The following is a 26,049-nucleotide window of genomic DNA, read 5'->3' on the forward strand; positions in this document are numbered from 1 at the left end:
CCCCGCCCCCCCCCCGCGCCCAGGTCCCGCCCCACCCCCCGGGCCCGACTCTTGCTCCGACCCACGACCCCGCACTTCGCCGAGGATTCCGCCATGACCGCGCACGTCCAGGCACCGGCCGCCCCCGTCAAGACCACCTGCCCGTATTGCGGCGTCGGCTGCGGGGTGCTCGCCACGCCGGACGGGCAGGGGGGCGCGGCCATCGCGGGCGACACCGCCCACCCGGCCAATTTCGGCCGGCTCTGCTCCAAGGGCTCGGCGCTGGGCGAGACGCTCTCCCTCGACAACCGCCTGCTCCACCCGCAGGTGGACGGCCTCCGCGCGAGCTGGGAATCGGCCCTCGGCACCGTGGCGGGGTCCCTGCGCCGGATCGCCGAGCAGCACGGGCCGGACGCGATCGCGTTCTACCTCTCGGGCCAGCTGCTGACCGAGGACTACTACGTCGCCAACAAGCTCGCGAAGGGCTTCCTCGGCACGCCGCACGTCGACACCAACTCACGCCTGTGCATGTCGAGCGCGGTCGCCGCCCACCGGCGCGCCTTCGGCTCGGACACCGTGCCGGGCTGCTACGAGGACCTGGAGGAGGCCGACCTCATCGTCCTGGTGGGCTCGAACACCGCCTGGTGCCACCCGATCCTGTTCCGCCGCATGATCGACGCGCGGGCGAAACGCGGCACCAAGCTGGTGGTGATCGACCCTCGGCGCACCCAGACCGGCGCGGAGGCCGACCTCTTCCTCGGCCTGAAGGCCGGCACCGACACGGCCCTGTTCGCGGGCCTGCTGGTGCACCTCGCCAGCACCGGCTCCCTCGATTACCGCTTCGTCCTCGACCACACGAGCGGCTTCGACGGCGCCCTGGAGCGGGCGCGGGCCCTCGCGCCGACGATTCCCGCCACCGCCGCCGCCACGGGCCTGTCGGAAGCCGACGTGGCCCGGTTCTTCGAGCTCTTCGCCCGGACGAAGCGCGTCGTCACCGCCTTCTCGCAGGGGGTGAACCAGTCGGCGCAGGGCACCGACAAGGGCAACGCGATCATCAACTGCCACCTCGCCACCGGCCGCATCGGCCTGCCCGGTGCGGGGCCGTTCTCCCTCACCGGCCAGCCCAACGCCATGGGCGGGCGCGAGGTCGGCGGGTTGGCCAACATGCTGGCCGCCCACATGCACTTCACTCCCGAGGAGGTGGACCGGGTCCGCCGCTTCTGGTCGGCCCCCAACATCATCACGGGCGAGGGCATGAAGGCGGTCGCCCTGTTCGAGGCCATCGAGCGCGGCAAGATCAAGGCCCTGTGGGTGATGGGCACCAACCCCATCGTGTCGATGCCCCGCGCCGACCGCATCCGCGAGAGCCTGAAGGCCCTCGACCTCTACGTCGTCTCGGAGGCGGTGGCCGACAGCGACAGCGCCCGGGCGACGGGACGCAGGACCGTGCTGCTCCCGGCCCTGGCCTGGGGCGAGAAAGACGGCACGGTGACGAATTCCGAGCGCCGGATCTCGCGCCAGCGCAGCTTCCTGAAGGCCCCCGGCGAGGCTCGGGCCGACTGGCAGATCATCTGCGACGTCGCCAAGCGCCTCGGCCACGGCGAGGCCTTCGCCTATTCGGGCACCGCCGCGATCTTCCGCGAGCATGCCGGTCTCTCGGCCTTCGAGAACAACGGCACCCGCGACTTCGACCTCGGAGCTGTCAGCGACATGGCCGATGCGGCCTATGCGACGACCGCCCCCCTGCAATGGCCGCTGCCGAAGCGCGGCAAGGCACGCGCCCGGCTCTTCGCCGACGGGCAGTTCTACACCTTCGACAAGCGCGCCCGCTTCGTGGCCGTGCAGGCCCCCGCCCTCGCCGAGGGCGTGAGCGAGGCCTTCCCCCACGTCCTCAACACCGGCCGGGTCCGCGACCACTGGCACACGATGACGCGGACAGGAAAGAGCCCGCGCCTCTCGGCCCACCGTGCGCTGCCCTTCGTGGAGATCCACCCGGACGACGCCGCTGCGCTGGGGCTGAAGGAGGGGGATCTCGCCCGCCTCAGCACGCCGCACGGCACGGCGACCCTGGAGGCGATGGTCACCGACGCGGTCCGACCGGGCAACCTGTTCGCCGCCTTCCATTGGAGCGCCGCCACCGCCTCGGATGCCCGCGTCGGCGCCCTGGTGCGCGGCGTACCCGATCCGGTCTCGGGCCAGCCCGAGCTGAAGGCGACCCCGGTCGGCATCGCGCCGGTGCCCTATCGCAACCGCGGTTTCCTGCTGACCCGCGGCGCGCAGGGATTGCCCGAGGGCTGGTGGTGGGCCCGCGCCACGATCGCGGGCGGCTCGGGCCTGCAATTCGCCACGCAGGAGAGCTCCCGCGCCGTGGCGCTGATGATGCGCGGCCTGTTCCAGGGCCACGAGCTCGCCGAATACGCCGACCACGCCCGCGGACGCTACCGCTGCGCCGTCTACGAGGCCGGCCGCCTCGTCGCCTGCCTGGCCCTCGGCCCCGCCGAGGCCCGCCCGGGCTGGGACGAGGCCAAGGCCCTGTTCGTGGAGCTGGAGCCCACGGCCTCGGCGCGACGCGCCCTCCTGACGGGGCGGGCCGAGACCGCCTCGGCCGGGCCCACCGTCTGTGCCTGCCACGGCGTCGGCCTCGACGTCATCACGGGAGCCATCGCCGCGGGGGCCGGCACCGTCGAGGCGGTGGGCGCGGCCTGCAAGGCCGGCACGAATTGCGGCTCGTGCATCCCAGAGATCCGCAAGCTGCTGCCCGAGACGCTTGCGCGCAACGCCGCATAGGCTCACTTTCGGCCAAATCGACCCCCATCTCCGAGCCTCATGAGCACGCCCCGCATCCCCCGCGAAACCCGGCCCGCCGGCTCTGAAACACCGCGTGGCGGCGCCCAGGCCGGCCTCGAGCCCCTGGCCGTCCTGCCCGTCTTCGTACCGCTGCACGGCAAGCGGGCGGTGCTGGCCGGCTCGAACGGGGGCGCCCCCTGGAAGGTGAAGCTGCTCGCCGCCGCCGGGGCCCACGTGGACGTCTACGCGCCCGAGCCCAGCGAGGAGCTTCGCGCCGTGCCGGCCGAGATCGTCGCGGGCTCCGTCGCCCTGCATCGGCGCCAGTGGCAGCCCGAGGACCTCGCGGGCGCCGCCTTCTGCATCGGCGCCATGGAGGACGAGGACGACTGCGTCGCCTTCGTGGCCGCCGCCCGCTCGACCGGCGCCATCGTCAACGCGGTCGACCGGCCGCATCTCTGCGACGTGAAGTTCGGCGCCATCGTCAACCGCTCGCCCATGGTGGTGGGCATCTCGACCGAGGGCGCCGCCCCGGTCTTCGGGCAGACCGTGCGCGCGCGGATCGAGGGCATGCTGCCGCGCGGGTTCAAGGCCTGGATCGGCGCGGCCCGCGACTGGCGCGAGGAGGTCACGAGCCGCTTCCACGGCTTCTCGGACCGTCGCGCCTTCTGGGAGCGTTTCACGGATCGCGCCTTCGCCGAGCCCGACCGGGTGCCGACGGACCAGGACCTCGCCGAACTTCTGGGACAGACCGAATCCGCCCCGAAGGGCGGGGCCGTGACCCTCGTGGGTGCCGGACCGGGCGACGCCGAACTCCTCACCCTCAAGGCCCTGCGGGCCCTGCGCAATGCCGACGTCATCCTGTACGACGACCTCGTGGCGCCCGAGATCCTCGACTATGCCCGCCGCGAGGCCCGGACCATGCTGGTGGGCAAGACCGGGCACGGTCCGTCCTGCCGGCAGGACGACATCAACGCGCTGATGGTGCAGCTCGCCAAGTCCGGCAAGCAGGTGGTGCGTCTCAAGTCCGGTGACCCCCTGGTGTTCGGCCGGGCCGGCGAGGAGATCGATGCCTGCCAGGCGGCCGGCATTCCCGTCAGCGTGGTGCCGGGCGTCTCCGCAGCCCAGGGCGCGGCGGCCTCGCTCTGTGTCTCGCTCACCCACCGCGACGCGGCGCGGCGGCTGCAATACGTCACCGGCCACGACCGGCGCGGGGCCCTGCCCGAGGACCTGAACTGGGGCGCGCTGGCCGATCCGAGCGTCACCACCGTGGTCTACATGCCCAAGAAGACCCTCGGCGTCCTGCTGGAGCGGGCGATCGCCGAGGGGCTCGCGCCGACGACCCCGGCCCTCCTCGTCTTCAACGCCACCCGGCCGAACCAGCAGCTGGTCGAGGGCACGGCCCGCGATCTCGCGGCCCGGGTCGAGGCCGCCGGCCTCGACGGTCCGGCGCTCCTCATGGTGGGCGACGCCCTGCGCCGCGGGGGCGCCGAGGCGGCGATCGCCGCGATCGAGCCGGACAAGCTCGCCATCTGAGGGCCGGCCTCGCCCGGCGACGGTTTGGTGGATTGCCCGGGGGCGGCGCCTATGGTCTGAAGCCGCCAGATCCCTGGACCGCAAGGCTCCCCCATGCGTCGCACGCTCCTGCCCCTCCTCGCCTTCGCGGTCGGCCTCGTGGGGCTCTGCGTCGCCGCCTTCGTGGTGCTGGCGCCCAAGACCCAGGAGGCCGGGACGAGCAGCGTCGGCGGCCCCTTCACCCTGACCACCCAGGACGGGCAGCGCGTCACCGAGCGCGACTATGCGGGCCGGACGCATCTCGTGTTCTTCGGTTTCACCCACTGCCCGGACGTGTGCCCGACCACGCTGCAGCAGATCGGCGACGTGCTCCAGGCCCTCGGGCCGAAGGGGCGGGACGTGCGGGCGCTGTTCATCGCCGTCGATCCCGAGCGCGACACCCCCGCGGCCCTGAAGACCTACCTGGCGAGCTTCGACCCGCGCATCGTCGGCCTGACCGGCTCGCCGGAGGAGGTGAACGCGGCGGTGAAGGCCTATCGCGCCTATGTCCGCAAGGTGCCGACCAAGGACGGCGACTACACGATGGAGCACACCGCCCTGGTCTACGTGATGAACGGCCAGAACCGCTTCCTCAACGCGCTCAATCTCGCCCGCCCGCCCGAGGAGGCGGCGGGCGAGCTCGCCAAGATGCTCTAGGCAAGGAGATGCTCGAGGCGAGGAGATGCTCTAGGCAAGGAGATGCTCGAGGCAAGGAGATGCTCTAGGCAGAAAGATGCTCCAGGCGAGGAGATGCTCCGGGCCGGGAGATGCGGTCGGACAGACGATGCTTTAGGCAGGATGCCGTAAGGGTCGGGTCGCTCCGGGCGCCACGCGGCCCCGGGCCGTCGGCCCTGACGAGGACGGGGTCCGATGCCTCCCCGAACCGTCCGCCCCGGAGCGACCATGCCCATCCTGTCGGCCTTCCCGATCACGCCCTCGAACGCCGACGGTCAGGTGGACCTCGGCGCCCTGCAGGCCCTCCTGCAGCCCCTGGCCGCCGCCGGGGTCGGCTCGATCGGCCTGCTGGGCAGTACCGGCACCTATGCGTTCCTGGCGCGCCACCAGCGCCGCCGGGCCGTGGAGGCCGCCGTCGCGGCGGTGGCGGGCCGCGTGCCGATCCTCGTCGGGGTCGGTGCCCTGCGCACCGACGAGGCGGTGCGGATGGCCCAGGACGCCAAGGGCGCCGGGGCCGAGGCCGGGCTCCTGGCGGCGATGTCCTACACGCCGCTCACCGAGGACGAGGTCTTCGTGCATTGCGAAACGGTGGCGCGGGAATCCGGCCTGCCGCTCTGCCTCTACGACAATCCCGGCACCACCCATTTCCGTTTCACCCCGGCCCTCGTCGGTCGCCTCGCCCGGGTTCCGGGCATCGTCGCGATCAAGAGCCCGTCCCCCGAGCCCGCCGGGGCGGCGGAGCATCTCGACGCGCTGCGCGCCGTGGTGCCGGCCGGGTTCTCCCTCGGCTATAGCGGCGACTGGAACGCGCTCGCGGCCCTGCTGGCGGGCGGCAAGGCCTGGTACAGTGTCTTCGCCGGGCTGTTCCCGCAGCCCGCCCTGGCGATCGTCCGGGCGGTCGAGGCGGGGGACGCCGCCGAGGCGCAGCGCCTGAACGCCCGGCTCGAGCCGCTCTGGGGCCTGTTCCGGACCTATTCGAGCCTGCGGGTGATCTATGCCTGCGCCGATCTCCTCGGCCTCTGCCGGACGGTGCCGCCGCGGCCGATCCTGCCGCTGGCGGGGGAGGCACGCCGGCAGGTGGCCGACACGCTCGCGGCGCTGGAGCTCGGCTGAGCCGGATCGCCCTCACCGCGGACGCAGCGCGCCGGTCCGGGAGGTGCGGGCGAGGCCGTGCTCGGTCTTGTTCCAGCGGTTCGGCGCGCGGACGAGTTCGTACAGCCCCGACCAGGCCGCGAGGCTGATCAGCAGGAAATAGACCGGCATCCCCGGTACCGCAGTCAGGAGGTCGAACCAGCCGCGCCGGACGCAGCCGAGGGCCGCCGGCAGCAGCATGGCGAGCAACCCGGCCACGAACAGGGTGACGGAGGTGCCGGCGGGGAGATTCGCCCAGAACCCGCCGGGCGCCGGGGAGCCGCTCCACGCGAAGGCCGCGAAGTCGTAGGCCGCCCGGCCCATCAGGAACGGGTAGGCGAGGGCGGAGATCACCGTCCCAGGCACCAGGGCGACGGCGCACAGGGTGCCGAGGGGGCCGAGTTGCCGATAGGTCCGGAGCGGCGCCCGGGCGTGGGTGAGGCTGGTCTGCAGGAATCCCTTCATCCAGCGGGTGCGCTGGTGCAGCCAGGGCCGGACCGCGCGCGGTGCCTCCTCCAGGGTATCGCTGCGCAGGTCGCCCACGCGGTAACCCGCCCGCGCCAGGCGGATGCCGAGGTCGGCATCCTCGGTGACGTTCCACGCGTCCCAGCCGTGGAGTTCGCGCAGGACGCGGGTGCGGAAATGCGTCGAGGTGCCCCCGAGGGGAATCGGGACGTGCCAGGAGGCGAGGGCCGGGATCAGGACGTCGAAGAGGGCGGCGTACTCGATGGCGAAGCACCGCGTGAGGCGCCCGTCATCCATGTTGTCGATGACGAGGCGACCCTGGAGGCAGGCCGTGGCGGAGGACGCGCGGGCGAAGCGGGTGGCCGCCGCGCGGAGCTGGCCGGGGTCGGGCACGTCCTCGGCGTCGTAGACCACGAGGCAGGCCCCGCGGGCCAGGGGCAGGGCGGCGTTGAGGGCGCGTGGCTTGGTGCGGGGCAGGCCCGCCGGCACCCGGACGATCTCGAACCGGGCCGGAAGCGCCGCCGTCGCCAGGGCCGCGTCGGTCTCGCGGTCGTCGGCCTCGATCACCAGCTTGATGTCGAGCTTGGCCGGCGGGTAGTCGAAGCGCGACAGGGCCGCCACGAGGCGTGGCACGACCGGGGCCTCGCGGTGGAGCGCCACCAGCACCGTGTAGACCGGCAGGGCGGTGTCCGGCAGCGCCACCTCGGGCGGCCGCTCCGCCTCGACGCTGACGGCGGCGATGCGGACCGTGACCATGACGAGGAAGCCGAGCTGCATCAGGGTCCAGGCCCCGACCAGCACGGGGGCGGGGAGGAACGCGGCGGCGATGCCCGCGGCCCCGAGGACGAGACCCGCGATGGCGAGGTGCGGCCCCTGCGTGTCCGCCCCCAGGGCCCAGTCGGGTCGGTGACGCTGGAGCGTGTCGGCGGCCGCGGCCGCGATGCCCTCCGGGTTGGCGGCGAACACCGCCGCCTGCAGGGCCCGCGGCGTGGTGATGGCCGCGCGCGTGCCCGTCCGCAGCAGCGCGGCGATGGCGGCCCCGCGTGGGGCGCGGACCGTGGCGGGTCCCGGGACCATCAGGGGTGCGGCCCCGGCCACGAGGCTGTCGGGATAGTGGGTGCCCTCGCCGAGGCGCAGGTCCCCGGCCAGGAACGGGACGCCGAGGGCGGCGGCGAGGCCGCGGTAATAGGCCTCCTCGGTGATCAGGTCCGCGTGGATCAGAGCCGCGGCGGCATCGGTGCCGCAGGTCCGCGCCAGGGCGGCGGCCCGCGCGAGGCGGCCTACCGCGAAGCCCTGGCGCGCGAGGAACGCGATCTCGGGCGGCAAGGCCTCGGGTGGCAAGGGCTCATGCGGCAAGGGCTCGGGAGGCAAGGGCTCGGACGCCGGGGGAGCGGTCCGGACGTCGGGGGTGCTGAAACCGCGAAGCGACACCGCGCGCGACCTCCCGGCGGCCCGCGGATGTGCTAGGGGAGGGCCGTGAGCCAGTCCGTTTCCACGCGCAACCCGCGCGCCACGATTACAACTTCCGCGTTTGTCGGCCGAAAGGCAAGGCGAGTCCGGGGCCGGGCGGCGGCTTGTGCCCTGGCGGCGCTCGTGTGCGGTCTCGGCTCCGCTCCGGCGGCCCGGGCCGAGGGCGTGACGATCCCCAACTTCTGGAACCCGCGCGCCCGCCAGGAGCGCATGGAAACCCAGCCGAGCGCGCGAACGGTCCGCTTCCTCACCGACGACGACTTCCCGCCCCTGCACTTCGCCGGCCCGGACGGCACGCCGACGGGCTTCGTGGTCGAGCTCGCCCGCGCGGTCTGCGAGCGCCTGGCCATGACCTGCACGGTTCAGGCCCGGCGCTTCGACACGCTCCTCGACGCCCTGGCCGACCGGCAGGGGGACGTGGTCGCCGCGGCGATTCCCCTGACGCCGGCCCTGCGCGCCCGCTTCCTCGCCACGCGCCCCTATTTCCGCTGGCCGGCCCGCTTCGCCGCCCGCACCGACAAGGGGCTGCCCGCCCCCTCGGCGACCGCCCTGGCGGATCGGAGCGTCGGCGTGGTCGGCGGCACCGCCCACGCGGCCTACCTCAGGGCGTTCTTCCCCAAGGCGACGGCCAAGGACTTCACCGACCTGGCCACCGCCGAGGGCGCCCTGCGCCGGGGCGAGGTCGACTACGTCTTCGCCGACGGCCTCAACCTCGCCCTCTGGATCGGCGGCGTGGACGCCGGGGGCTGCTGCGCCTTCACGGGCGGCGACTACCTCGAGAACCGCTACTTCGGCGAGGGCATCGGCCTCGTCACCCGCCCCGACGACCCGGCCCTGGCGCGGGCCCTCGACGACGCGCTCCAGCGCCTGTGGGACGAGGGGAAATACGCCGAGCTGTACCTGCGGTTCTTCCCGGTGAGCCCGTTCTGAGGGTCCGTGTGCGCCGTCATGGCGGCCCGGCCCTCCCCACGCGTTGACGCGGGACGCATCCCGCGCGCCGAGGAGCCTTCCGCCATGCTGCTCGACGAGCACCCGCTCTCGTCCTACGCTCAGAAGATCACGATCGCGCTCCGCGAGAAGGGCGTGCCGTTGACGGCGGAACTCCCCGAGCGCTTCGGCACGGGACGGGACGCGGGGCCTTCGCGGCCGCCAATCCCCGCACCGAGGTGCCGGTGCTCCTCGACGGGGACGTGACGCTGTTCGAATCCACGGTGATCCTCGAATCCATCGAGAAGCGCTGGCCGGAGCCGCCGCTGCTGCCGTCCGAGCCCGCCGCGGCGCGGGCCTTCGCACGGCTCACCGTGGACGTCTGCGACACCCAGTCCGAGGCGGTGAACGGGGGGTTCGGCGAGGTGCTGTGGTTCCGCCGGGCCACCGGGGACCTCGCCGTGCATCTGCGCGCCCAGGCGGCGCAGCAGACGGCGGTGCTCCAGGGCTGGCTGTCGGAGCGCCTCGGCGCGGCCACGTGGTTCGGCGGTGCGGGCTTCGGCTGGGCCGATGCGGCGGCGGCCCCGATGGTCAACCGTTCGGTGCATTACGGCCTCGGGCCGGCAGCGGGCAGCCCGCTCGCCCGCTGGCATGCCCGGGTAAGCGCGCCCCGCGGTGGCGGCGACCTTCGCCGGGTTCGACGCGGTCGCCGCCAGGATGGTCGACGCCGCCGACCTCGACACCTCCGGCGGACGCCGCCGTGAAGACCGCGACCATCGCCTCGACGGGATGATCCGCTCGGGCGGCATTGCGGTCGTGCTCGCCGGCCTCCGCGACGACACCATCCGCTTCTCCTGGCCGTCCCCCCTGGCCGACCCTTTCACCGGATGATCGTTCTCAGAGTCGCAGGCGACCGGCGCCGGCCACGACGGCGAGGAGGAGGGCGGCCACCGCCAGGAAGGCTAGGGTCAGGCTGGTGGCGTGGGCGAGGAGCCCGATCGCGGCCGGGCCGGCGAGCACCCCGGCATAGCCCAGGGTGGTCACGGCCGGGATCGCGAGGGCGGCGGGCACCGCCTCCTGCCGGCCGGCGGCGGTGAACAGCACCGGCACGATGTTGGCGCAGCCCGCCCCCACCAGGGCGTAGCCGAGGAGCGTCACCGGCCAGAGCGGCACCGCCGTGACGAGGCCGAGCCCGGCGGCGGCGAGGAGTGCGCCCAGGACGACGATGCGGCGGCGTCCGACCCGGCGCACGAGGGCGTCGCCGGTGAGGCGGCCCGCCGTCATGGTCAGGGAGAAGGCCGCGTAGCCGAGGCCGGCCCAGGCCGGATCGAGGCCGCGCTCCTGGATCAGGAAGACGCCGCTCCAGTCGAGGGCCGAGCCCTCCGTCAGGAAGACCACGAAGCACAGGAGCCCGATGCGGAGCACCGGCCCCCGCGGCAGGGCGAAGGCCGGGCCGCGGGGGCCGTCCGCGACCGTCGGGAGAATGCCCGGCAGGGCCGCGAGGAAGGCGGCCGCGATGGCGGCGACCCCGGTCAGCGTGGCGGCGGCCGGCATCAGGCCGAGGCTCAGGAGGGCGCTGAAGCCGGCCGCGCCGAGAAGGCAGCCGAGGCTGTAGAGGCCGTGGAAGCCCGACATCATCGGTCGTCCCGCCCGGCGCTCCACCGCCACCGCCTGCAGGTTCATCAGGCAATCGAGCAGGCCGAGGCCGACGCCGAGCCCGGTCAGGGCGATGGCCAGGACGGGCAGGTCCGCGGCCCGGGACAGGGCCATCAGCGCCGCCCCGGTGACGAGCACGGCGGCGGCCAGGACGGGGCGGGTCCCGAGGTGTCCGGCCAGGGCGCCGGCCACCGGCATGGTGGCGAGGGAGCCGATGCCGAGGCAGAGGAGGAGCAGGCCGAGGGTGCCGTCGTCGAGGCCGGCCCGCGCCTTGACGAAGGGCACCAGGGGCGCCCAGGCCGCGACGCCGAAGCCGACGATGAGGAACAGGAGCCGGGTGGCGCGTCGCTCGGCCGTGCCGGACGCCGGGCCATCGCGGCGCGCGGAGGCGGAGAGAGAGCTTGCGGTCATGGTCGCTTTCGGGCGGGACGGGGCCCGCGCAACGGGGCGGGACGGGGCCCACGCAACGGGGTGGGCGGGTGTTTCGCAGGCGGACGCGGCAAAGGTGTGAAGCCGGACGCATCCGGCGATCGCGTCACCCGCGCCCGGCGGGTCCGCGCGCCGCGCCCGGTCCGGCCGCGTTGACCCTCCGGGTCGCCCTCCCTACGGTGCCGCCCTTCGCGCTCACCCGTTCCCGCCAATCCTTGCAGAACTGACGCTGTCCATGCCGTCCCCGCTTCCCTCCGACCCCGATCTCATCGCGGCGGCCGCCACCGCCGCGGCCTGGCCCTTCGAGGAGGCGCGCAAGCTCGTGGCGCGGCTGGACCGCCGCCCGAAAGCGGAAGTCCTGTTCGAGACCGGCTACGGGCCCTCGGGCCTGCCGCATATCGGTACCTTCGGCGAGGTCGCCCGCACCTCGATGGTGCGCTACGCCTTCCGGGTCCTGACCAACGACAGCGTGCCGACCCGGCTGATCGCCTTCTCGGACGACATGGACGGTCTGCGAAAGGTGCCGGACAACGTTCCGAACAAGCCCCTGCTGATCGGTGCCCTGAACCAGCCGCTGACCCGCGTCCCGGACCCGTTCGGCACCCATGACAGCTTCGGCGCGCACAACAACGCCGAATTGCGCCGCTTCCTCGACGCCTTCGGCTTCGATTACGAGTTCCGCTCGGCCACCGAGTGCTACCGCTCGGGCGCGTTCGACACGGCCCTCCTCACGGTGCTGGAGCGCTACGAGGCCGTGATGGCGATCATGCTGCCGTCGCTGCGGGCCGAGCGCTCCGCGAGCTACTCGCCGTTCCTGCCCATCCACCCGGTGACGGGGGAGGTCATGCAGGTGGCCATCGACGAGGTCCGGGTCTCGGCCGGGACGCTGGTCTGGCGCGACCCCAAGACCGGCGAGGGGTACGAGACCCCGGTGACCGGCGGGCACGCCAAGCTGCAGTGGAAGCCCGACTGGGCCATGCGGTGGGTGGCCCTCGGCATCGACTACGAGATGGCCGGCAAGGACCTCATCGATTCCGTCAAGCTCTCGGGCGAGATCGCCCGGGCGCTGGGCGGCGAACCACCGGAGGGCTTCAACTACGAGCTCTTCCTCGACAAGGACGGCAAGAAGATCTCGAAGTCGAAGGGCAACGGCCTCTCGATCGACGATTGGCTCGTCTACGGCACGGCCGACAGCCTGGCGCTGTTCATGTACAACAAGCCGCGCGAGGCCAAGCGCCTCTTCGTCGAGATGATCCCGCGGCAGGTCGACGACTATCTCGGTTTCCTCGAGAAGTACCCGACCCAGGAGCCGGCGCAGAAGCTCGGCAACCCGGTCTGGCACCTGCATGCCGGGCATCCGCCGGCGGCCGAGGCCGTGGGCAAGGGCGGCGCGCTGAACTTCGCCATGCTCCTCAACCTCGCGGCCGTGGCCAACACCGAGGACCCGGCGGTGCTGTGGGGCTTCATCCGCCGCTACGATCCGGATGTGGGGCCGGAGACCCACCCCGTCCTGGCCCGCCTCGTCGGCCACGCGCTGGCCTACTTCCGGGATCTGGTGCGTCCGGCCAAGACCTACCGGGCGGCCACCGAGGCCGAGCGGGCGGCCCTGGAGGATCTCGCGCAGACCCTCGCCGTGCACGAGGGCTCCGTCGATCCGGAGGGCCTGCAGGCGGCGGTCTACGAGGTCGGACGCCGACACTTCCCGGACCTGTCCGGCAAGGCCAAGAGCCCGGACGGTCGCCCCGGCGTGTCGCAGGCCTGGTTCACCACGATCTACAACGTGCTGTTCGGCGAGGCGCGCGGCCCGCGCTTCGGCTCGTTCATCGCCCTCTACGGCGTCGCCGAGACCCGGGCCCTGATCGCCCAGGCCCTGTCCGGGGCCTTCCTGTCCGGGGCCTTCCTGGCGGACGCCCCGCCCGCTTGAGACGGACGCTCCTGCGTCGCTCGCACGGGAGCGGCGCAGAATAATGTCTGCGTATCGAGGTGTGATTGCGCACAATTGTGCTTGTCGGCGCAGCGAGGGCCGGATAGAACGCCCATCCACTGGACAGAAAAAAGGCCGCCCCGGTGAGGGAGCGGCCCGAAGTCTAGGGAGGAAACGCCCAAGAAGGGCACACCGCGGCGACGCCATCGCCGCGGTGCATGGCGATCAGATGCCATCCCGCACCGCACCATGCAATTGCTCCCGTGGGGGAGCGGGCATGCGCCCAGTGCATGAAATGGTTTTCAAGCGCCCTCGCCCTTGCGTATCAGGGCTTCTTCTCGGTCACCGATCGGTCGGATCCGTCAGGCCGAGCTGCGCCAGACTGAGGGCCCAGACCCGGTCCTGAAGCGCCGTGTCCCGGCCCCGGGCCGAGGGCGCCACCGGCTTGCACCGGTCGAAATAGAGGCCCGTCCGGCCTTGGACCTCCGGCGCGGTGGCGAGGTACAGGGACGTCGCCGCACCGTCCGCGGGCTTGGTCAGGAACGGGCGGATCAGGCGCCAGCCGAGGCCGAACCAGCCCCCCGTCTCCGACGCGAAGCCGCTGGCGATGACGCCGGGATGGAGGGCGTTGCTGGTGACGCCGGTCCCCGCGAGCCGCCGCGCCAGGGCCGCACTGAACAGCACGTTGCCGAGCTTGGCCTGGGAATAGACCGTGATCGCGCTGTAGCGCCGCGCATGGCCGATATCGTCGAAGGCGATGCGGCCGCGTCGATGCGCGGTCGAGGCCACGCTCACGATGCGGGCCGGCGCACTGGCCTTCAGGAGATCGAGGAGCGCGAGGCTGAGCTGGAGATAGGCGAGGTGATCCAGCGCCCAGGTCCGCTCGATCCCATCCACCGTCGTGGCGTAGCGGTCGAAGATCGCACCGGCGTTGTTCACCAGCACGTCGAGGCGCGGATACAGCGCCCGGACCTCCGCGGCGAGGCGACGGATCTCGGCCTGGCTCGACAGGTCGGCGACGAAGCCGTCGACCTGCGCGCCCGGTACCGCGGCGCGGATCTCCTCGGCCGTGCGGCCGGTGCGGCCGGCATCCCGACCCACGAGCCCGACGCGGAACCCCGCCCGGGCCAGGCCGAGCGCCGTCTCGGTGCCGATCCCGGAGGTGGCACCGGTGACGAGGGCGATCCGGCCGGTCACGGACGCGATCCTAGAACACCGCCTGCCCGATGGCGAAGGCGACGACCACGATGACGATGGCCACCACCAGGAACAGGCCGAACAGGATGCGGGCCAGGGAGCCGGCACCCGAGGCGATCCCGGTGAAGCCGAGACCGCCCGCGAGGAGGGAGATCACGAAACAGATGAGGGCCCATTTCAACAGGGTCATGCGCAACACTCCAGCTCGCGGAACCGACCGATAACCGCCTGCGGACGCAAGCGTTCCGCTCAAGCTCGGCTGTTTTGCGCGGCGTGCCCGGAGGGCGCCGGCCCCGCCGGGCGAGCCTCGGTTCCGGCACGCTCCAGGAGGATGTGCGCCAGGGCATGATAGAGCCCTTCGCGGCAGACCGCCTTCGAGACCGCATCGGCGATCAGCGCCGTGACCATGAGGGGGATCATCAGGGCGTGGTCCTGGGTCATCTCCGTGACGATGACGAAGGCGGTGATCGGCGCCTGCAGGGCCCCGGTCAGGTAGGCGACCATGCCGAGGAGCACGAGGGCGGCCACCGGCACACCGGAGAACCAGCCCTGCAGGGCGGCGCCGAGGCCGGCCCCGACGCTGAGGGAGGGCGCGAACAGTCCGCCGGGAATACCGCTGATCGCCGAGAGCAGCGACGCGAGGAACTTCAGCGGCGCGAAGTCCGGATGGGACTCCGCGGTGCCGTGCAGGAGGGCGCGCGCCTCCTCGTAGCCGGTGCCGTAGACCGTTCCACCCGAGGCGAGGCCGCACAGCGCGACCCCGAGGCCGCAGGCTGCCGCGAAGGCCACGGGACGGGCGGCGATGGCGCCCCCGAGGCGCCCCGGCAGGCCGCGGGCGAACAGGATCACGATCCGGGCGAACCCGCCGCCGGCCAGGCCCCCCAGCGCCCCGATCACCGGCACGGCGATCCAGCCCGGCCCGAACGGCAGGGTGGCGCTGGACGTGCCGAAATAGGTGTAGTTGCCGGTCAGCGCCATCGCGGTCAGACCGGCCGCCACGATGGCAGCGACGATCAGTCCCCCGGTGCGGGCCTCGTAGGCCCGGCCGAGCTCCTCGATGCCGAACACGATGCCGGCGAGCGGCGTGTTGAACGCCGCCGCGACCCCGGCCGCGCCGCCGGCGAGGATCAGCCCCGGGACGCGTTCCGGCGTGAGGTGGCCGGCGGCCGCCATGATCGCGGCCCCGACCTGCACCGTCGGGCCCTCCCGCCCGGTGGAGGCACCGAACAGCAGGCCGAGGCTCATCACCACGATCTTGCCCGCCGCCACCCTGAGGGACACGAGAGCCCGACGCAGGGCGAGGTGTCCGGTCTGGCGCGCGGCGATCACCTGGGGGATGCCGGATCCCTGGGCGTTCGGGAAGACCTCCCGGGCCAGCCAGGCGCAGAGGGCGAAGCCGAAGGGCGTCAGGCCGAGGGCCACCCAGGGCGACACGCCGAGCCCCTGCCGGAACGCGCCCTGGGCGGCATCGGCGAGCCCCGCCATCAGGACGGCGGCGAGCCCGACGCCGATGCCGCCGACGAGGAACAGCAAGCGGTGACGCCACAGCCCGAACGCGTCGCGGGTGGCTCCGCGCAGGCGCCGCATGCGCGGCATCACCCCGGACCGGACCTTGGCGCGCAGCACCTTCACGCGCAGGACCTTCACGCGCAGCACCTTGGCGGGACGGGTTCGGGGCATGCGATCCGGGGCTCGGGCAGGTCAATCAGGGGAGGGGGTCGGGTGAGGCTCAGGCAAGGGGCATACCCCGGCGGACCTTAAGCCTTGTCCTCCGCTTCCGCCCGGCAGAGGTCCTCGACGGTCCGGAGATACGCCTTGGCGTCGAATTTCCGCAGGGAATTCTCGCTCTGGTAGCGCACCGTCCCGAAGATTTCGCGGCGGGCCCAGGGGCGGTCGTGCAGGCCGTAGACCCAGGCGACGTTGGTGAAGGAGTTCGGGTCGCGTCCGTCGAGGAAGTAGCGGTTGTTGAGCCGCAGCGTTCGGGCGAAGCCCTCCTCGGGGGAGGGCGACCATTCGAGGATCTTCTTGCCCCAGTACATGCGCAGGTGATTGTGCATGTAGCCGGTCTCGCGCATCTCGGCCTGGGCGGCGTTCCAGTAGACGTCGTGCGTCCGTCCTTCCGCGAGCTCGGTCTCGGTATAGGTGTTCGGCCGGGTGTCGTCGGCATGGTCGGCCAGGACCTTGCGGGCCCATTCGGGAACGGCGCGCTCGTAGCGGTCGTAGCCGTCCGTGTAGTGGACGTGGTTCATCGCCAGTTCCCGGCGGATGACGACCTCTTCGACGTAGGAGGCCTTGTCCTCAGGCCCACCCGCCTGGGCGGCCCGAACCGCCCGCACGATCTCCACGGGGGAGATCTGTCCGAAATGCAGGTAGGGGCTCATGTGGGAGGCCGCCCCGGCTTCGGGCCGGTTGCGGTCGCTGCCGTAATCGGCGAACGGGCCCTCGAGATAGGCGTGGAGACGCCGGCGCGCCTCGGTCTCCCCACCGGTGAAGCGGCGCACCGGTCCGACCGCGCGGTCGAGGCTCATGCCGGCCAGCACCTTGGCCGGGTCGGCGATGTCGACCTCCGATGTCGGCAGGTCGCGGCCGGCCCGATGCTTCACCGTCCGGGCGGTCAGGGCAGCGACGTAGTCGTCGAGGTGCTTGTGCAACTTCGGGCGCAGGGTGCGGGCGGCGTATTCGTGCTTGCCCGAGGCGACCTCCACCGGCACCACGACGTCCCCCTCCACCTGTACGATCCGGGTGTCGACGGCCTCGACGATCTCGCCGTACCAGCGCTTTTGGATCGCGAGGTAGCCGCGGTCGAGAACGAGGAGGGCGGCGTCCCGGGCCAGATCGATGGCGACCCGGGCGGGGGAGGCTTTCCGCAGGCAGAAGCCGATGCCTCGGGCCTTGAGCCCCGACGCCGCGTCGGCGAGTCCCTGCAGCAGGAAGGCGTAGTGCCGGGCATTGGCTTCCGGGAAGCCACTCTTGCCGTCGAGCAGCCCGAAGGCGGCGAGCACCGGCAGGCCGAGCCGGTTGGCCTCCTCGATCGCGAGCTCGAGCGCCGGATTCTCATGGGCCCGATTCGCCTGCTGCAGCAGGTAGAGCACGTAGCGCCCGTCCGCCCAGGGCTCGGCTTCCCTGAGGATCCGAATTCGTCCCGCCTGAATCCCCATCGTCGCTCATCGCCTCCTGGTGCTCATCGAGAAAGGTCGAGGCGCCGCCCATCGCGACGCCCCAGGCAGTACGGGCCAGCCCTGCTGGATCGAGGTCGAAAAATGCGGCCTGCGGGCGTGCGAAAACTGAATTCGAACAACCCTTTAGTGCTGCTTCACTTGAGACCACCCCGTGCGGAAGTCACGAGGATTTGCGTCTGCTCGGGTGCGTCATTTTGGATACATGATTTCGGCAATGTGCTCCGCAGCACGAAAAGCGACATGGCTGCTGCCCTATCCGGCTTGCAATTCTGCGTGAGAGGATCAGATTGTGCATTGCGGGAACGCGATGGCGTCGCGGTCCTGCTGCCCTCCTTGGGCGTTTCCTCCCTAGACTTCGGGCCGCTCTTCGGAGCGGCCTTTTTTCTGTCCCGACCGCGCTAGCCGCGCGCACGGGCCCGGATCATGAAGTTGTCGTAGGTGTATTCCGCCACCTGGAACCAGAGGTATTCCTCGTTCCGGAAGGTCTTCATGGCCTCGTGGACCCGCTTGAAGTCGGCGTTCTTGGCGCCGATCTCGGCATAGACGTCATTGGCGGTCTTCAGAGCCAGTTCCATCACCTCCTGGGGGAACGGACGCAGTTGCGCCCCGCCCGCCACGAGGCGGCGCAGGGCGCGCGGGTTGCGCGCGTCGTACTTCGCCTGAACGTCGGCATGGACCTGGGCGGCCGCCGCCTGGAGCACCGCCCGGTAGCTCTTGGGCAGGCCCTTCCAGGCCTCGGCCTGGATCCAGAGATGCAGCGTCGAGGCGCCCTCCCAGAAGCCGGGATAGTGATAGGTCGGGGCCACCTTCTGCAGCCCGAGCTTCTCGTCGTCGTAGGGGCCGATCCACTCGGCGGCATCGATCGCCTTGGTCTCGAGGGCGGCGTAGATGTCCGGCCCCGGGGTGGCCTGCGGCACCACCCCGAGCTTGGCCAGAACCTGTCCGCCGAGACCACCGATCCGCATCTTCAGGCCCTGGAGGTCCGCCTGTGCCTTGATCTCGCGACGGAACCAGCCACCCATCTGCGCGCCGGTATTGCCGGCCGGGAGGGCGACGAGCCCGTGCTTGGCGAAGATCTCCCCGAAGAGGTCGGCGGCACCCCCCTGGAGCCACCAGGCGCTCTGGCCGCGCGCATTCAGGCCGAAGGGCAGGGCGGTGGCCAGGGCGAAGGTCGGATCCTTGGCGAGCCCCAGGGTCGCCGGGCCGTAGCCCATCTCGACGGTGCCGGCGGCCACGGCGTCGAGGAGACCCTCGGCCGGCACCGGCTCGCCGGGCCCCGAGGGTTGGATCTGGAAGCGGCCGTCGGTGGCATCCGCGACGATGCGGGCGAGCATGTCGGTCGCGCCGAACAGGATGTCGAGGTTCTTGGGGAAGGCGCAGGCCAGCCGCCAGCGCAGATCCGGCGTCGCCTCGGCCCGCACGGGGCGGGCCAGGAGGGTGGCCGCGCCACCGAGGCCCGCGGAGAGGAGAGCACGGCGCCCGGTCGTCGGGCGCGCGGAGGATGGGGGCATGACGCCTCGCTGAGAGATCTCGAATCGTCCTGTACCGGCGCGTCGCGGCCGGTCCGCGGCCCGAACGTCCGCCGTTCACGAACGACGAAGGGCCGGAAACGATCCCGAAACGTGCGGAGGACCCGCACCGGCAGACCGGACGTCACGCAGGCCGCGGCGGCCCGCGCCCGGTCGGGCGGGCCCCGTGATCCACGCGACTTGGCGCCTGTCACGCGACTTGGCCCGTGTCGCGCGACTTGGCGCCCGTCCCGCTACTTGGCGTACGTGAAGGCGCCGTCGTTCCAGACGTAGAGGACATAGCCCTGGGCGGTGACGTCCCCCTTGCCATCGAACCCCACCGAGCCGAGCACGAGGTCGAAGCGCTCCGCGTGCAGGGTGGCGGCGATCCGCTTCGAGTCCGCCGTATGCGCGAAGGTGCCGGCCGCCACGAGGGCCTGGAGGGCGGCGTAGCCGTAGATCGTCGATCCTTCGGGCTCGACCCCCTCCGCCTTGAAGGCCGCGACCACGGCGGCGGCCTCCGGCTTGCGGCGGGGATCGAGGTAGAAGGTCATCAGCACGCCGTTGCTGGCGGGGCCGGCGATGGTCGCGAATTCCTGGGTGGCGATGGCGGAGGTCCCGAACCATTGCGGCTTGAAGCCACGCTCCGCGGAGATCCGCACGAGGCGGCCCATCTCGCGGGCGTCCCCGCCGTAATACGCCACCGCGATCCCCGCCTCCCTGAGCCGGTCGGCGAGGGCCGCATCGTCGGCATCGCCCGCCGCGAAGGCGGTGGCGAGGGCCTCGTTGATGCCGATCCGGTTGAGGTTTTCCTTCGTGGCGGCGGCGAGGTTGCGCGAGCCCGGCGTCAGGTCGTTCAGGATGGCGATCTTCTTCTCGCGGAACCGCTCGGCCAGCACGGTGGCCGAGAGCTTGGCCTGATCGTCGTCGCGCCCGCAGACCCGGAAGATCGTCGGTAGGCCCCGATCGGTGAGCTTGGCGGCGACGGAGGCGGCGGTGATCATCACCGTGCCGTTGGCGGCGTAGACCTCGGAGGCCGCCAACGATGCGTTCGAGCAGACGTGCCCGACCACGAGGCGCACGCCCTGGGTCGCGTAGTGGTTGGCCACCGCCACGGCCTTGTTGGAATCGCAGGCATCGTCCTGCACGTCGAGCACGATGGTCTGGCCGTCGAGGCCGCCCCTGGCATTGGCATCGCGCGCCGCGGCCTGGACCCCGCGCAGGACCTGCTCGCCGACGGCCACGTAGGCACCCGAGCGCGGGACGGCGACGCCGATCACGACGTCGGCCCGGGCCGGCGCGGCGCCGGGGATCGCGGCGGCGAGGAACAGGCTGCCAGCCAAGCCGCTGCCAGCCAAGCCGCCGGCGCGCCCGAAGCGCCGGGCCGCGCGTCTGAACCTCATCCCGCCCCGTCTCACGCCTCGGTCGACCTCGCTTACAGATAGAGGCGGATCGGCCAGCCGCCAAGGTTCGGCGCGTGCACCGGGTCCACGGCCCCGTGCCGTCCGGCATCGCTCGAGCCCGAGCGACCCGTGCGCGATGCCGCGCCAGAACGCAAGGGGGACCTTCGGGGCGGACGGGCGCCGCGGACGCGGCACGTCCGCGCCCGCGGCTCACGCCGTCAGCGGGCCGTGGCGTAGACCGAGGCGCCGGCAGTGATCGGCGCGGTGACGGTCGAGAAGACGGAGAGGACCTTCTGGACCTCGGTGAAGGGGGCGTTGGAGACGTAGACGAGGTCGCGGTTGCGCATGCGGAAGGCCTGGGTCAGGAACAGGCTGTTGGGGTCGCGCATGTTGATCCGGTAGACCACCGGCACCAGGGGCGTGCCGAGCAGCGGGCTGCCCGGCTTCAGGCGCCGCACCACCGCGGCCGGCTCGAAGCGGAAGATGAAGGTGCCGGAGGGGTCGGCCTGGAAGTCGGACAGGCCACGCGCCTTGGCCAGCGCCTGGGCCAGGGTGATGCCCTCGGCCTGGAACGGGATCTCGGTGGAGTTGCCCAGCGCGCCCACCGCCAGGAAGGTCTGGGGATCGCGCACCAGGGTCAGGGTGTCGCCCGGGCGCAGGAAGATGTTCTCGGCCGGGTTCGACACCACCGTGGTCAGCGGCACCGTGGCGGTCTGCGGGCCGCGCGAGAGCCGCACGAAGGTCTCGTTGACCGGTGCGCGCACGCCCCCGGCGGTGGCGACCACGTCGAGCAGGCGGTCGCCCTTGCCCGAGAGCGGCACCCGGGCCCCGGCCACCACCTCGCCGGTGACGGTGACGGTCTGGGAAATGGCCTTGGTGACCGAGACCAGCACCTGGGGCTGGATCGCCTTGCCGGCGAGTTCGGTCTCGATGAGGGCCTGCACGTCCTGGGGCCGGCGTCCGGCCACCTGGATGCGCCCGGCATAGGGCACGCTGATCGCCCCGTCGCGGGGCACCACCTGCTCGGGGATCAGGGCGGACTTGGAGCCGGCGGAGAAGCGGTCGGCCACCAGGGGCCCGGAGAACAGCCCGCCCGAGCCGGCCTCCCAGACCGAGACGGCCACGTAGTCGCCGACCCCGATCACGGCCTCGAGGGACGGGCGCCGGTCCCCGAACGAGGCCAGCAGGCTGTCCAGCGCACGCCCGCGCAGGGCCTCGATCGTGGCCGCCGACAGGTCCACGATCTCGTAGCGGGCGAACGTCCCCTCGCTCGTCGCGATGTCGGCCCCCTCCACCACCGCACCCGTCGTCGGTCCGGCCGCAGGGAGGAGCGACGAGCAGCCCGACACCGTCAGGGCGGTGCCCAGAACGGTGCAGAGGGCCAAAGGCAGTGCGCGCATGCAGGATCGCCTGTCGGTTTCTCTCATGGGCTGCCTAGACCATCGCCGGGTCGCTGTCCGTGGCGGCCGGGACACAGTCTCGCGGTGAGCGCCCGTCACCCGCCCGTCGTCCCCGCTACCCACGTCTATCCCAAAAAATCGTGTCCGACACGATACTTGAAAGGAGCAACGCGATGTGCGTTCTCGTCGGGACGGCAACTCTTGATTTGCCAAACCTGGGTTTCGGCCGAATCGGATCCGATGACAGCGTCGTTCGACTACACACCTCCTGGACTAGCCCAGGGTGTTCCGGGGCCGGTCCGACGACGGCATGTCTTTTATCTTCCGGGTTACGATCCTGAGGGCAGCAGCCGCTATCGAATGCTGTTCGTGCGCGAGTTGGCCCGCTACGCCAAGCGCTTCGGAGAGCCGAAACGCACGGTCTCCGGTGCGAATCTCAGCGCCGACGGGCTGGTTCAGAGCTGGCGCGTGGCCGGCCAGCCCGCCACGCAGGGCGCCGAGACCACCTACGACGTGCTCCTCTGGGACGACATCGTCCGCGACGACTTCCGGCGCCAGCGTCCGGTCAGCGTCGCCCTCCTGGTCTTCGGGACGCTCCAGACCATCGTCTCCGGCCTGATGCTGCGATTCTACCGGCTGAACTGGAAGTACGGCAACGTCATCCTCTATCCGCTGGTGATGGTCCTGCTCCTCGCCCTGTGCACCCTGGCCATCGCCGCCTTCGTGCATGCCCATCTGGGGACGGCCTTCGGGCACAGCCTCGGGTGGCCGCTCTGGGTGACGCTGCCGGCAGGCCTCCTCATCGGCCTCGCCTGGATCAAGGCGATGGAAGCTTTTCTCAACCGGATCTTCTTCTGGCAGCTCCTGAACGACTGGGTCTTCAACTGGCAGCACGGACAGGGCCGACGGCCGGATTACGAGCGCCGGCTGGAGGCCTTCGCCGGGCATGTCCTCGCGCGCTGCACAGCCCTGGCGGCCAGCGACCCGCTCGACGAGATCCTGATCCTCGGCCATTCCTCGGGAGCCCTGAGCGCGGTGGAGGTGACCGCCCGGGTGCTCGCCCGCGATCCGCATCTCGGCACCGGAGCGACCACGCTCGCCCTCGTCACCCTGGGGTCCGGCCTGCCCCTGGTGGCGATGCAGGGCATGGCGAAGGGGCTGCGCTGCGAGATCGCCAGTCTGGTGACCTCGCAGCGCCTCGTCTGGGCCGACTTCCAGGCCCCCCAGGACTGGATGAACTTTCCTGGCTTCAACCCGGTGGTGCACCTGACGCTCGACCTTCAGGGTCGGACGGTCGCCAACCCCCTGGTGCGCTCGGCCCGGTTCCGCGAGATCATCAGCACGGAGACCTACCGGAAGGTGCGCTGGCGTCCGTTCCGGATGCACTTCCAGTTCCTCCTCGCCAACGACCGGCGCGGGTACTACGATTTCTTCGCGATGACCCTGGGCCCGCAACGGCTGCGCGAGCGGGCGCTCGATCCCGCTCTGCCCGGACCCGTCTCGACCGATCCCGCCTTTCCAAGTCCCGCCTTGCCAAATCCCGGTTCGCCAAATCCCGGTTCGCCCGGCGCCTGTCCGAGCACGCCGCTCGCCTCCTGAGAACCGGAAAACCCGCCCTCGCCCGGCATGTTTCCGCACAGCCTCCAGGCGCTGCGGCCTGCTATGAGGGCGCGGCCTGCTAAGAGTCCGCGGTCTGCTAAGAGGCCGCGGCCGGCTTATCCGAGGCGGCCACCAGGAAGGGATGCACGATGTCATCAGGCCAGACTCCCGCACCGGGCGGCAGGCCCATGGTCCTCGTGGTGATGGGCGTCTCGGGATCGGGCAAGAGCACGGTGGCGTCCTGCCTCGCCGAGCGCCTCGGCTGGACCTTCGTCGACGGCGACAGCTTCCATAGCCCCGAGCACGTGGCCAAGATGCGGGCAGGACACCCCCTCGACGACGACGACCGCGCCCCCTGGCTCGCGGCGATCGGCGCCTGGATCGACACGCAGCTGCAGCAGCGTGCGACCGGCGTGGTGGTCTGCTCGGCCCTGCGGCGGGCTTATCGCGACGTGCTGGTGCGCGGCCGCGCGGAGGTCCGGATCGTCTACCTGGAGGGCGACCGCACCCTGATCGAGGGGCGCCTCGCGCGCCGGCAGGGGCACTTCATGCCGGCAGGCCTTCTCGACACCCAGTTCGCCATCCTGGAGCCGCCGGCCCCCGAGGAGAACGCGGTGGCGGTGGGCGTCGATGCGCCCCCCGAGGCCATCGTCGCAACGATCGTGGCCCGGTTGGGATTGGGGGAGGGCGCCCCGCAACCCTGAGCCCCCTCCGGATTCCATGCCCCTGTCCTCCGAACCGACCCCCGCCGCGATTGCCCTGGTGATCTCGGACGTGGACGGCACCCTGGTGACCACCGACAAGAGCCTGACGCCCGCGACCCGGGCGGCCGTGCGGCGGCTGGAGGCGGCGGGCATCGCCTTCACCATCGCGTCGAGCCGACCGCCCGTGGGCCTGACGTCGCTGGTGGCCGAACTCGGGCTCACCCTGCCGATGGGGGCCTTCAACGGCAGCACCCTGGTCGCCCCCGATCTCAGCCTCCTGTCCGAGACGCTGATCCCGACCGAGGCCGCCCGCGCGGCCGTGCGGCGCTTCGCCGAGGCCGGTCTCGACACCTGGGTGTTCGCCCGTGGGCAGTGGAACCTCACCGATCCGCACGGGCCCTATACCGACCTCGAGCGCCGGACCCTGCAGGCCGAGCCGAACGTGGTCGCGGATCTCGAACCGCTCCTGGACCAGGCCGCCAAGATCGTCGGCGTCAGTGCCGATGCGGCGCAGCTGGAGGCCTGTGAGGCGGAGACCGCCGCGGCGTTGGCGGGACGGGCGGACGTCCATCGCTCCCAGGCCTATTATCTCGACGTGACGCCCCCCGGCTCCGGCAAGGCCGCCTTCGTCGATGCCATGAGCCGGCACCTCGGGATCGACAGATCCCGGATCGCAACCCTCGGTGACGCCGCCAACGACGTGCCGATGTTCGCCCGCAGCGGATTCTCGGTGGCGATGGGCAACGCCGCGCCGGCGGTCCAGGCCGCAGCGCGGGCCGTCACGGCCACGAACGACGCGGACGGCTTCGCAAAAGCCATCGACGAATTCATTTTGCGACGCTGAGGCAGCCTTTGCCCCGCCGGCCGCACGGCACCGCGAGGCCCTTGGCAACATTGGCGAATCGCTTCAGACACAATCCGGACCGGGCTGCGGCGACTGTGCCATGTGCGACACAGCACATGGGGAAACGGTCACGCTCGACCCGCCCGAGCCGCTTTCCGGCCTCAATTCGCCCGGACCTTGACCGTCCAAGAACAAGGACGATCCGGGTCTCCGATGAACCAGCGCTTCCTGCTCCTCGCCGTCGCCGCGGTCGCCATGCCGTGCGGGATGCTCCCGCCCGGCGCGGCCCTGGCCCAGGGCACGGCGGCACGGGACAACATCGATGCGCTGATCGAGCAGCAGGCCAAGGCCAACGGGGTGCCGTCGAGCTTCGTCCATCAGGTCGTCAAGCGCGAGAGCAACTACAACCCGAACGCGAAGGGCGGCAGCGCCCTCGGGCTCATGCAGATCAAGCATGCGACCGCCCGGGGCCTCGGCTACCAGGGGGATGCGGCGGGCCTGTTCGACCCGCGGGTGAACCTCCGCTACGGCATCGCCTACCTCGCCGGCGCCTACCGGGCCGCCAAGGGGGACATCGCCCAGGCCTATAATTTCTACAATCGGGGCTACTATTACGCCGCCAAGCGCCTCGGCATCGAGACCAGCGTCCCCGACGATCTCGAGACGCCGAGATCCGGCGAGGCCTTCTCCAACGCCTTCGCCCGCGCCGACAGCCCCGCCGTCATCGCCGCGAACACCGCGCTCGCCTACGCGCCCAGCCCCGCCGCAAATGGCGTTCCCACCGAGACCGTCGCGGTGCCGCTGCCGCCGCGCAGGCCCGCTGCCCTCGCCGGGCTCGGTGCGGTCGAGGTCGCGGCCCTGGCACCGGCCGACGCCGCGGCCCCAGCCTCCGCGGCGGCCATCAGCCCCCATCCCGGCATCGTCCCGGGCATGACCCAGGCGGGCGCCCAGGTCGACGCCGTCTTCACGGAGGCGATCGAGGTTCCGCTGCCGCCGCGCCGTCCGTCGGCGCTGGCCCTCGCCGCGGTCAACCGGCCGGTGGTGGCGAAGAAGGCGCCGGTGGCCGGCACCGTGCTCGAGGCCTCGGCCCTGCCGCCCGCCGCGCAGTAGGCCGTCCCCGCCCTCGTGCTCCCCCACGCGGCGTTTGCGCACAAGCCGGGCTCCGGTCCAGCCCCGCCGTCACGGCTTCGAGGAACATCCCGCGGCTGATTCTCCGGGTTT

The 26,049-nt window shown here is 72.0% G+C and carries 21 protein-coding genes; 12 read left to right on the top strand and 9 right to left on the bottom strand.

Annotated features, from left to right (window positions below):
* Positions 1-93: 93 nt before the first annotated feature.
* The 4 genes from AC0IY1_RS24080 to AC0IY1_RS24095 all read left to right on the top strand — a co-directional run bounded on the left by AC0IY1_RS24080 (position 94) and on the right by AC0IY1_RS24095 (position 6,105).
* A complete protein-coding gene (locus AC0IY1_RS24080) occupies positions 94-2,766 on the top strand; it encodes a nitrate reductase (protein WP_471773025.1) in 2,673 nt (890 codons plus the stop codon).
* Between the two features lie 39 nt (positions 2,767-2,805).
* Positions 2,806-4,299 carry a siroheme synthase CysG gene (gene cysG / locus AC0IY1_RS24085; protein ID WP_471773027.1) on the top strand — a complete coding sequence of 498 codons (1,494 nt, stop codon included), beginning with the start codon at positions 2,806-2,808 and terminating at the stop codon, positions 4,297-4,299.
* Between the two features lie 93 nt (positions 4,300-4,392).
* A complete protein-coding gene (locus tag AC0IY1_RS24090; RefSeq protein ID WP_471773029.1) occupies positions 4,393-4,974 on the top strand; it encodes an SCO family protein in 582 nt (193 codons plus the stop codon).
* Between the two features lie 246 nt (positions 4,975-5,220).
* Positions 5,221-6,105 (top strand): dihydrodipicolinate synthase family protein, encoded by an 885-nt coding sequence (locus AC0IY1_RS24095; RefSeq protein ID WP_471773032.1) that lies wholly within the window; start codon positions 5,221-5,223, stop codon positions 6,103-6,105.
* 12 nt (positions 6,106-6,117) lie between these two features.
* On the opposite strand, the gene AC0IY1_RS24100 is transcribed toward AC0IY1_RS24095, so the two are convergent.
* The gene (locus AC0IY1_RS24100; RefSeq protein ID WP_471773033.1) at positions 6,118-7,944 is read right to left on the bottom strand and encodes a glycosyltransferase family 2 protein; all 1,827 of its coding nucleotides are present in this window, start codon (positions 7,942-7,944) and stop codon (positions 6,118-6,120) included.
* A 225-nt stretch (positions 7,945-8,169) separates the two neighbouring features.
* Here AC0IY1_RS24100 and AC0IY1_RS24105 point away from each other — a divergent pair, with 225 nt between their 5' ends.
* From AC0IY1_RS24105 to AC0IY1_RS24115, 3 genes are all read left to right on the top strand, one after another.
* Complete coding sequence (locus AC0IY1_RS24105; RefSeq protein WP_055955750.1) at positions 8,170-8,988, top strand: transporter substrate-binding domain-containing protein; 819 nt, start codon at positions 8,170-8,172, stop codon at positions 8,986-8,988.
* A 242-nt stretch (positions 8,989-9,230) separates the two neighbouring features.
* A complete protein-coding gene (locus AC0IY1_RS24110; protein WP_471773035.1) occupies positions 9,231-9,749 on the top strand; it encodes a glutathione S-transferase family protein in 519 nt (172 codons plus the stop codon).
* Positions 9,703-9,876 carry a hypothetical protein gene (locus AC0IY1_RS24115; protein WP_471773036.1) on the top strand — a complete coding sequence of 58 codons (174 nt, stop codon included), beginning with the start codon at positions 9,703-9,705 and terminating at the stop codon, positions 9,874-9,876. Before AC0IY1_RS24110 ends, AC0IY1_RS24115 begins: the two co-directional genes overlap by 47 nt.
* Positions 9,877-9,882: 6 nt before the next feature.
* On the opposite strand, the gene AC0IY1_RS24120 is transcribed toward AC0IY1_RS24115, so the two are convergent.
* Entirely contained in the window at positions 9,883-11,052 is a 1,170-nt protein-coding gene (locus AC0IY1_RS24120) for an MFS transporter (RefSeq protein WP_471773039.1), read from the bottom strand.
* Between the two features lie 253 nt (positions 11,053-11,305).
* Here AC0IY1_RS24120 and AC0IY1_RS24125 point away from each other — a divergent pair, with 253 nt between their 5' ends.
* Positions 11,306-12,994 (top strand): lysine--tRNA ligase, encoded by a 1,689-nt coding sequence (locus AC0IY1_RS24125; protein WP_471773040.1) that lies wholly within the window; start codon positions 11,306-11,308, stop codon positions 12,992-12,994.
* A gap of 342 nt (positions 12,995-13,336) precedes the next feature.
* On the opposite strand, the gene AC0IY1_RS24130 is transcribed toward AC0IY1_RS24125, so the two are convergent.
* The 7 genes from AC0IY1_RS24130 to AC0IY1_RS24160 form a co-directional block, all read right to left on the bottom strand.
* On the bottom strand, positions 13,337-14,191 hold the full coding sequence (locus tag AC0IY1_RS24130; RefSeq protein WP_471773042.1) for an SDR family oxidoreductase: 855 nt from the start codon (positions 14,189-14,191) through the stop codon (positions 13,337-13,339).
* A 10-nt stretch (positions 14,192-14,201) separates the two neighbouring features.
* Entirely contained in the window at positions 14,202-14,381 is a 180-nt protein-coding gene (locus tag AC0IY1_RS24135; RefSeq protein WP_055955741.1) for a DUF1328 domain-containing protein, read from the bottom strand.
* Positions 14,382-14,440: 59 nt separating this feature from the next.
* On the bottom strand, positions 14,441-15,787 hold the full coding sequence (locus tag AC0IY1_RS24140) for a chloride channel protein (RefSeq protein WP_471773074.1): 1,347 nt from the start codon (positions 15,785-15,787) through the stop codon (positions 14,441-14,443).
* 161 nt (positions 15,788-15,948) lie between these two features.
* Positions 15,949-17,349, bottom strand: a complete 1,401-nt coding sequence (locus AC0IY1_RS24145) for a deoxyribodipyrimidine photo-lyase (protein ID WP_471773044.1) — start codon at positions 17,347-17,349, stop codon at positions 15,949-15,951.
* A gap of 419 nt (positions 17,350-17,768) precedes the next feature.
* Entirely contained in the window at positions 17,769-18,881 is a 1,113-nt protein-coding gene (locus tag AC0IY1_RS24150; protein WP_471773047.1) for a TRAP transporter substrate-binding protein, read from the bottom strand.
* Positions 18,882-19,132: 251 nt separating this feature from the next.
* Positions 19,133-20,281: a branched-chain amino acid ABC transporter substrate-binding protein gene (locus AC0IY1_RS24155; RefSeq protein ID WP_471773049.1), complete on the bottom strand. Its 1,149-nt coding sequence runs from the start codon at positions 20,279-20,281 to the stop codon at positions 19,133-19,135.
* Between the two features lie 218 nt (positions 20,282-20,499).
* Positions 20,500-21,681 carry a polysaccharide biosynthesis/export family protein gene (locus AC0IY1_RS24160; protein ID WP_471773051.1) on the bottom strand — a complete coding sequence of 394 codons (1,182 nt, stop codon included), beginning with the start codon at positions 21,679-21,681 and terminating at the stop codon, positions 20,500-20,502.
* A 240-nt stretch (positions 21,682-21,921) separates the two neighbouring features.
* Between AC0IY1_RS24160 and AC0IY1_RS24165 the strand changes: the two genes are divergently transcribed.
* The 4 genes from AC0IY1_RS24165 to AC0IY1_RS24180 all read left to right on the top strand — a co-directional run bounded on the left by AC0IY1_RS24165 (position 21,922) and on the right by AC0IY1_RS24180 (position 25,938).
* Positions 21,922-23,280 (top strand): alpha/beta hydrolase, encoded by a 1,359-nt coding sequence (locus tag AC0IY1_RS24165; RefSeq protein WP_471773054.1) that lies wholly within the window; start codon positions 21,922-21,924, stop codon positions 23,278-23,280.
* A gap of 149 nt (positions 23,281-23,429) precedes the next feature.
* Positions 23,430-23,984, top strand: coding sequence for a gluconokinase (locus tag AC0IY1_RS24170; protein ID WP_055950691.1), 555 nt, complete (start codon positions 23,430-23,432; stop codon positions 23,982-23,984).
* A 16-nt stretch (positions 23,985-24,000) separates the two neighbouring features.
* A complete protein-coding gene (locus tag AC0IY1_RS24175; RefSeq protein ID WP_471773057.1) occupies positions 24,001-24,828 on the top strand; it encodes a Cof-type HAD-IIB family hydrolase in 828 nt (275 codons plus the stop codon).
* 213 nt (positions 24,829-25,041) lie between these two features.
* A complete protein-coding gene (locus AC0IY1_RS24180; RefSeq protein ID WP_471773060.1) occupies positions 25,042-25,938 on the top strand; it encodes a transglycosylase SLT domain-containing protein in 897 nt (298 codons plus the stop codon).
* Positions 25,939-26,049: the final 111 nt, after the last annotated feature.

It is taken from the genome of Methylobacterium sp. AC690, assembly GCF_979256535.1.

Coding starts and splice junctions, on each gene's coding strand:
- AC0IY1_RS24125 (WP_471773040.1), top strand. CDS start 11,306: ATGCCGTCCCCGCTTCCCTCCGACCCCGATCTCATCGCGGCGGCCGCC.
- AC0IY1_RS24115 (WP_471773036.1), top strand. CDS start 9,703: ATGGTCGACGCCGCCGACCTCGACACCTCCGGCGGACGCCGCCGTGAA.
- AC0IY1_RS24165 (WP_471773054.1), top strand. CDS start 21,922: ATGACAGCGTCGTTCGACTACACACCTCCTGGACTAGCCCAGGGTGTT.
- AC0IY1_RS24175 (WP_471773057.1), top strand. CDS start 24,001: ATGCCCCTGTCCTCCGAACCGACCCCCGCCGCGATTGCCCTGGTGATC.
- AC0IY1_RS24160 (WP_471773051.1), bottom strand. CDS start 21,681: ATGCGCGCACTGCCTTTGGCCCTCTGCACCGTTCTGGGCACCGCCCTG.
- AC0IY1_RS24120 (WP_471773039.1), bottom strand. CDS start 11,052: ATGACCGCAAGCTCTCTCTCCGCCTCCGCGCGCCGCGATGGCCCGGCG.
- AC0IY1_RS24090 (WP_471773029.1), top strand. CDS start 4,393: ATGCGTCGCACGCTCCTGCCCCTCCTCGCCTTCGCGGTCGGCCTCGTG.
- cysG (WP_471773027.1), top strand. CDS start 2,806: ATGAGCACGCCCCGCATCCCCCGCGAAACCCGGCCCGCCGGCTCTGAA.
- AC0IY1_RS24135 (WP_055955741.1), bottom strand. CDS start 14,381: ATGACCCTGTTGAAATGGGCCCTCATCTGTTTCGTGATCTCCCTCCTC.
- AC0IY1_RS24170 (WP_055950691.1), top strand. CDS start 23,430: ATGTCATCAGGCCAGACTCCCGCACCGGGCGGCAGGCCCATGGTCCTC.
- AC0IY1_RS24080 (WP_471773025.1), top strand. CDS start 94: ATGACCGCGCACGTCCAGGCACCGGCCGCCCCCGTCAAGACCACCTGC.
- AC0IY1_RS24150 (WP_471773047.1), bottom strand. CDS start 18,881: ATGCCCCCATCCTCCGCGCGCCCGACGACCGGGCGCCGTGCTCTCCTC.
- AC0IY1_RS24180 (WP_471773060.1), top strand. CDS start 25,042: ATGAACCAGCGCTTCCTGCTCCTCGCCGTCGCCGCGGTCGCCATGCCG.
- AC0IY1_RS24155 (WP_471773049.1), bottom strand. CDS start 20,281: ATGAGGTTCAGACGCGCGGCCCGGCGCTTCGGGCGCGCCGGCGGCTTG.
- AC0IY1_RS24145 (WP_471773044.1), bottom strand. CDS start 17,349: ATGGGGATTCAGGCGGGACGAATTCGGATCCTCAGGGAAGCCGAGCCC.
- AC0IY1_RS24140 (WP_471773074.1), bottom strand. CDS start 15,787: ATGCCGCGCATGCGGCGCCTGCGCGGAGCCACCCGCGACGCGTTCGGG.
- AC0IY1_RS24095 (WP_471773032.1), top strand. CDS start 5,221: ATGCCCATCCTGTCGGCCTTCCCGATCACGCCCTCGAACGCCGACGGT.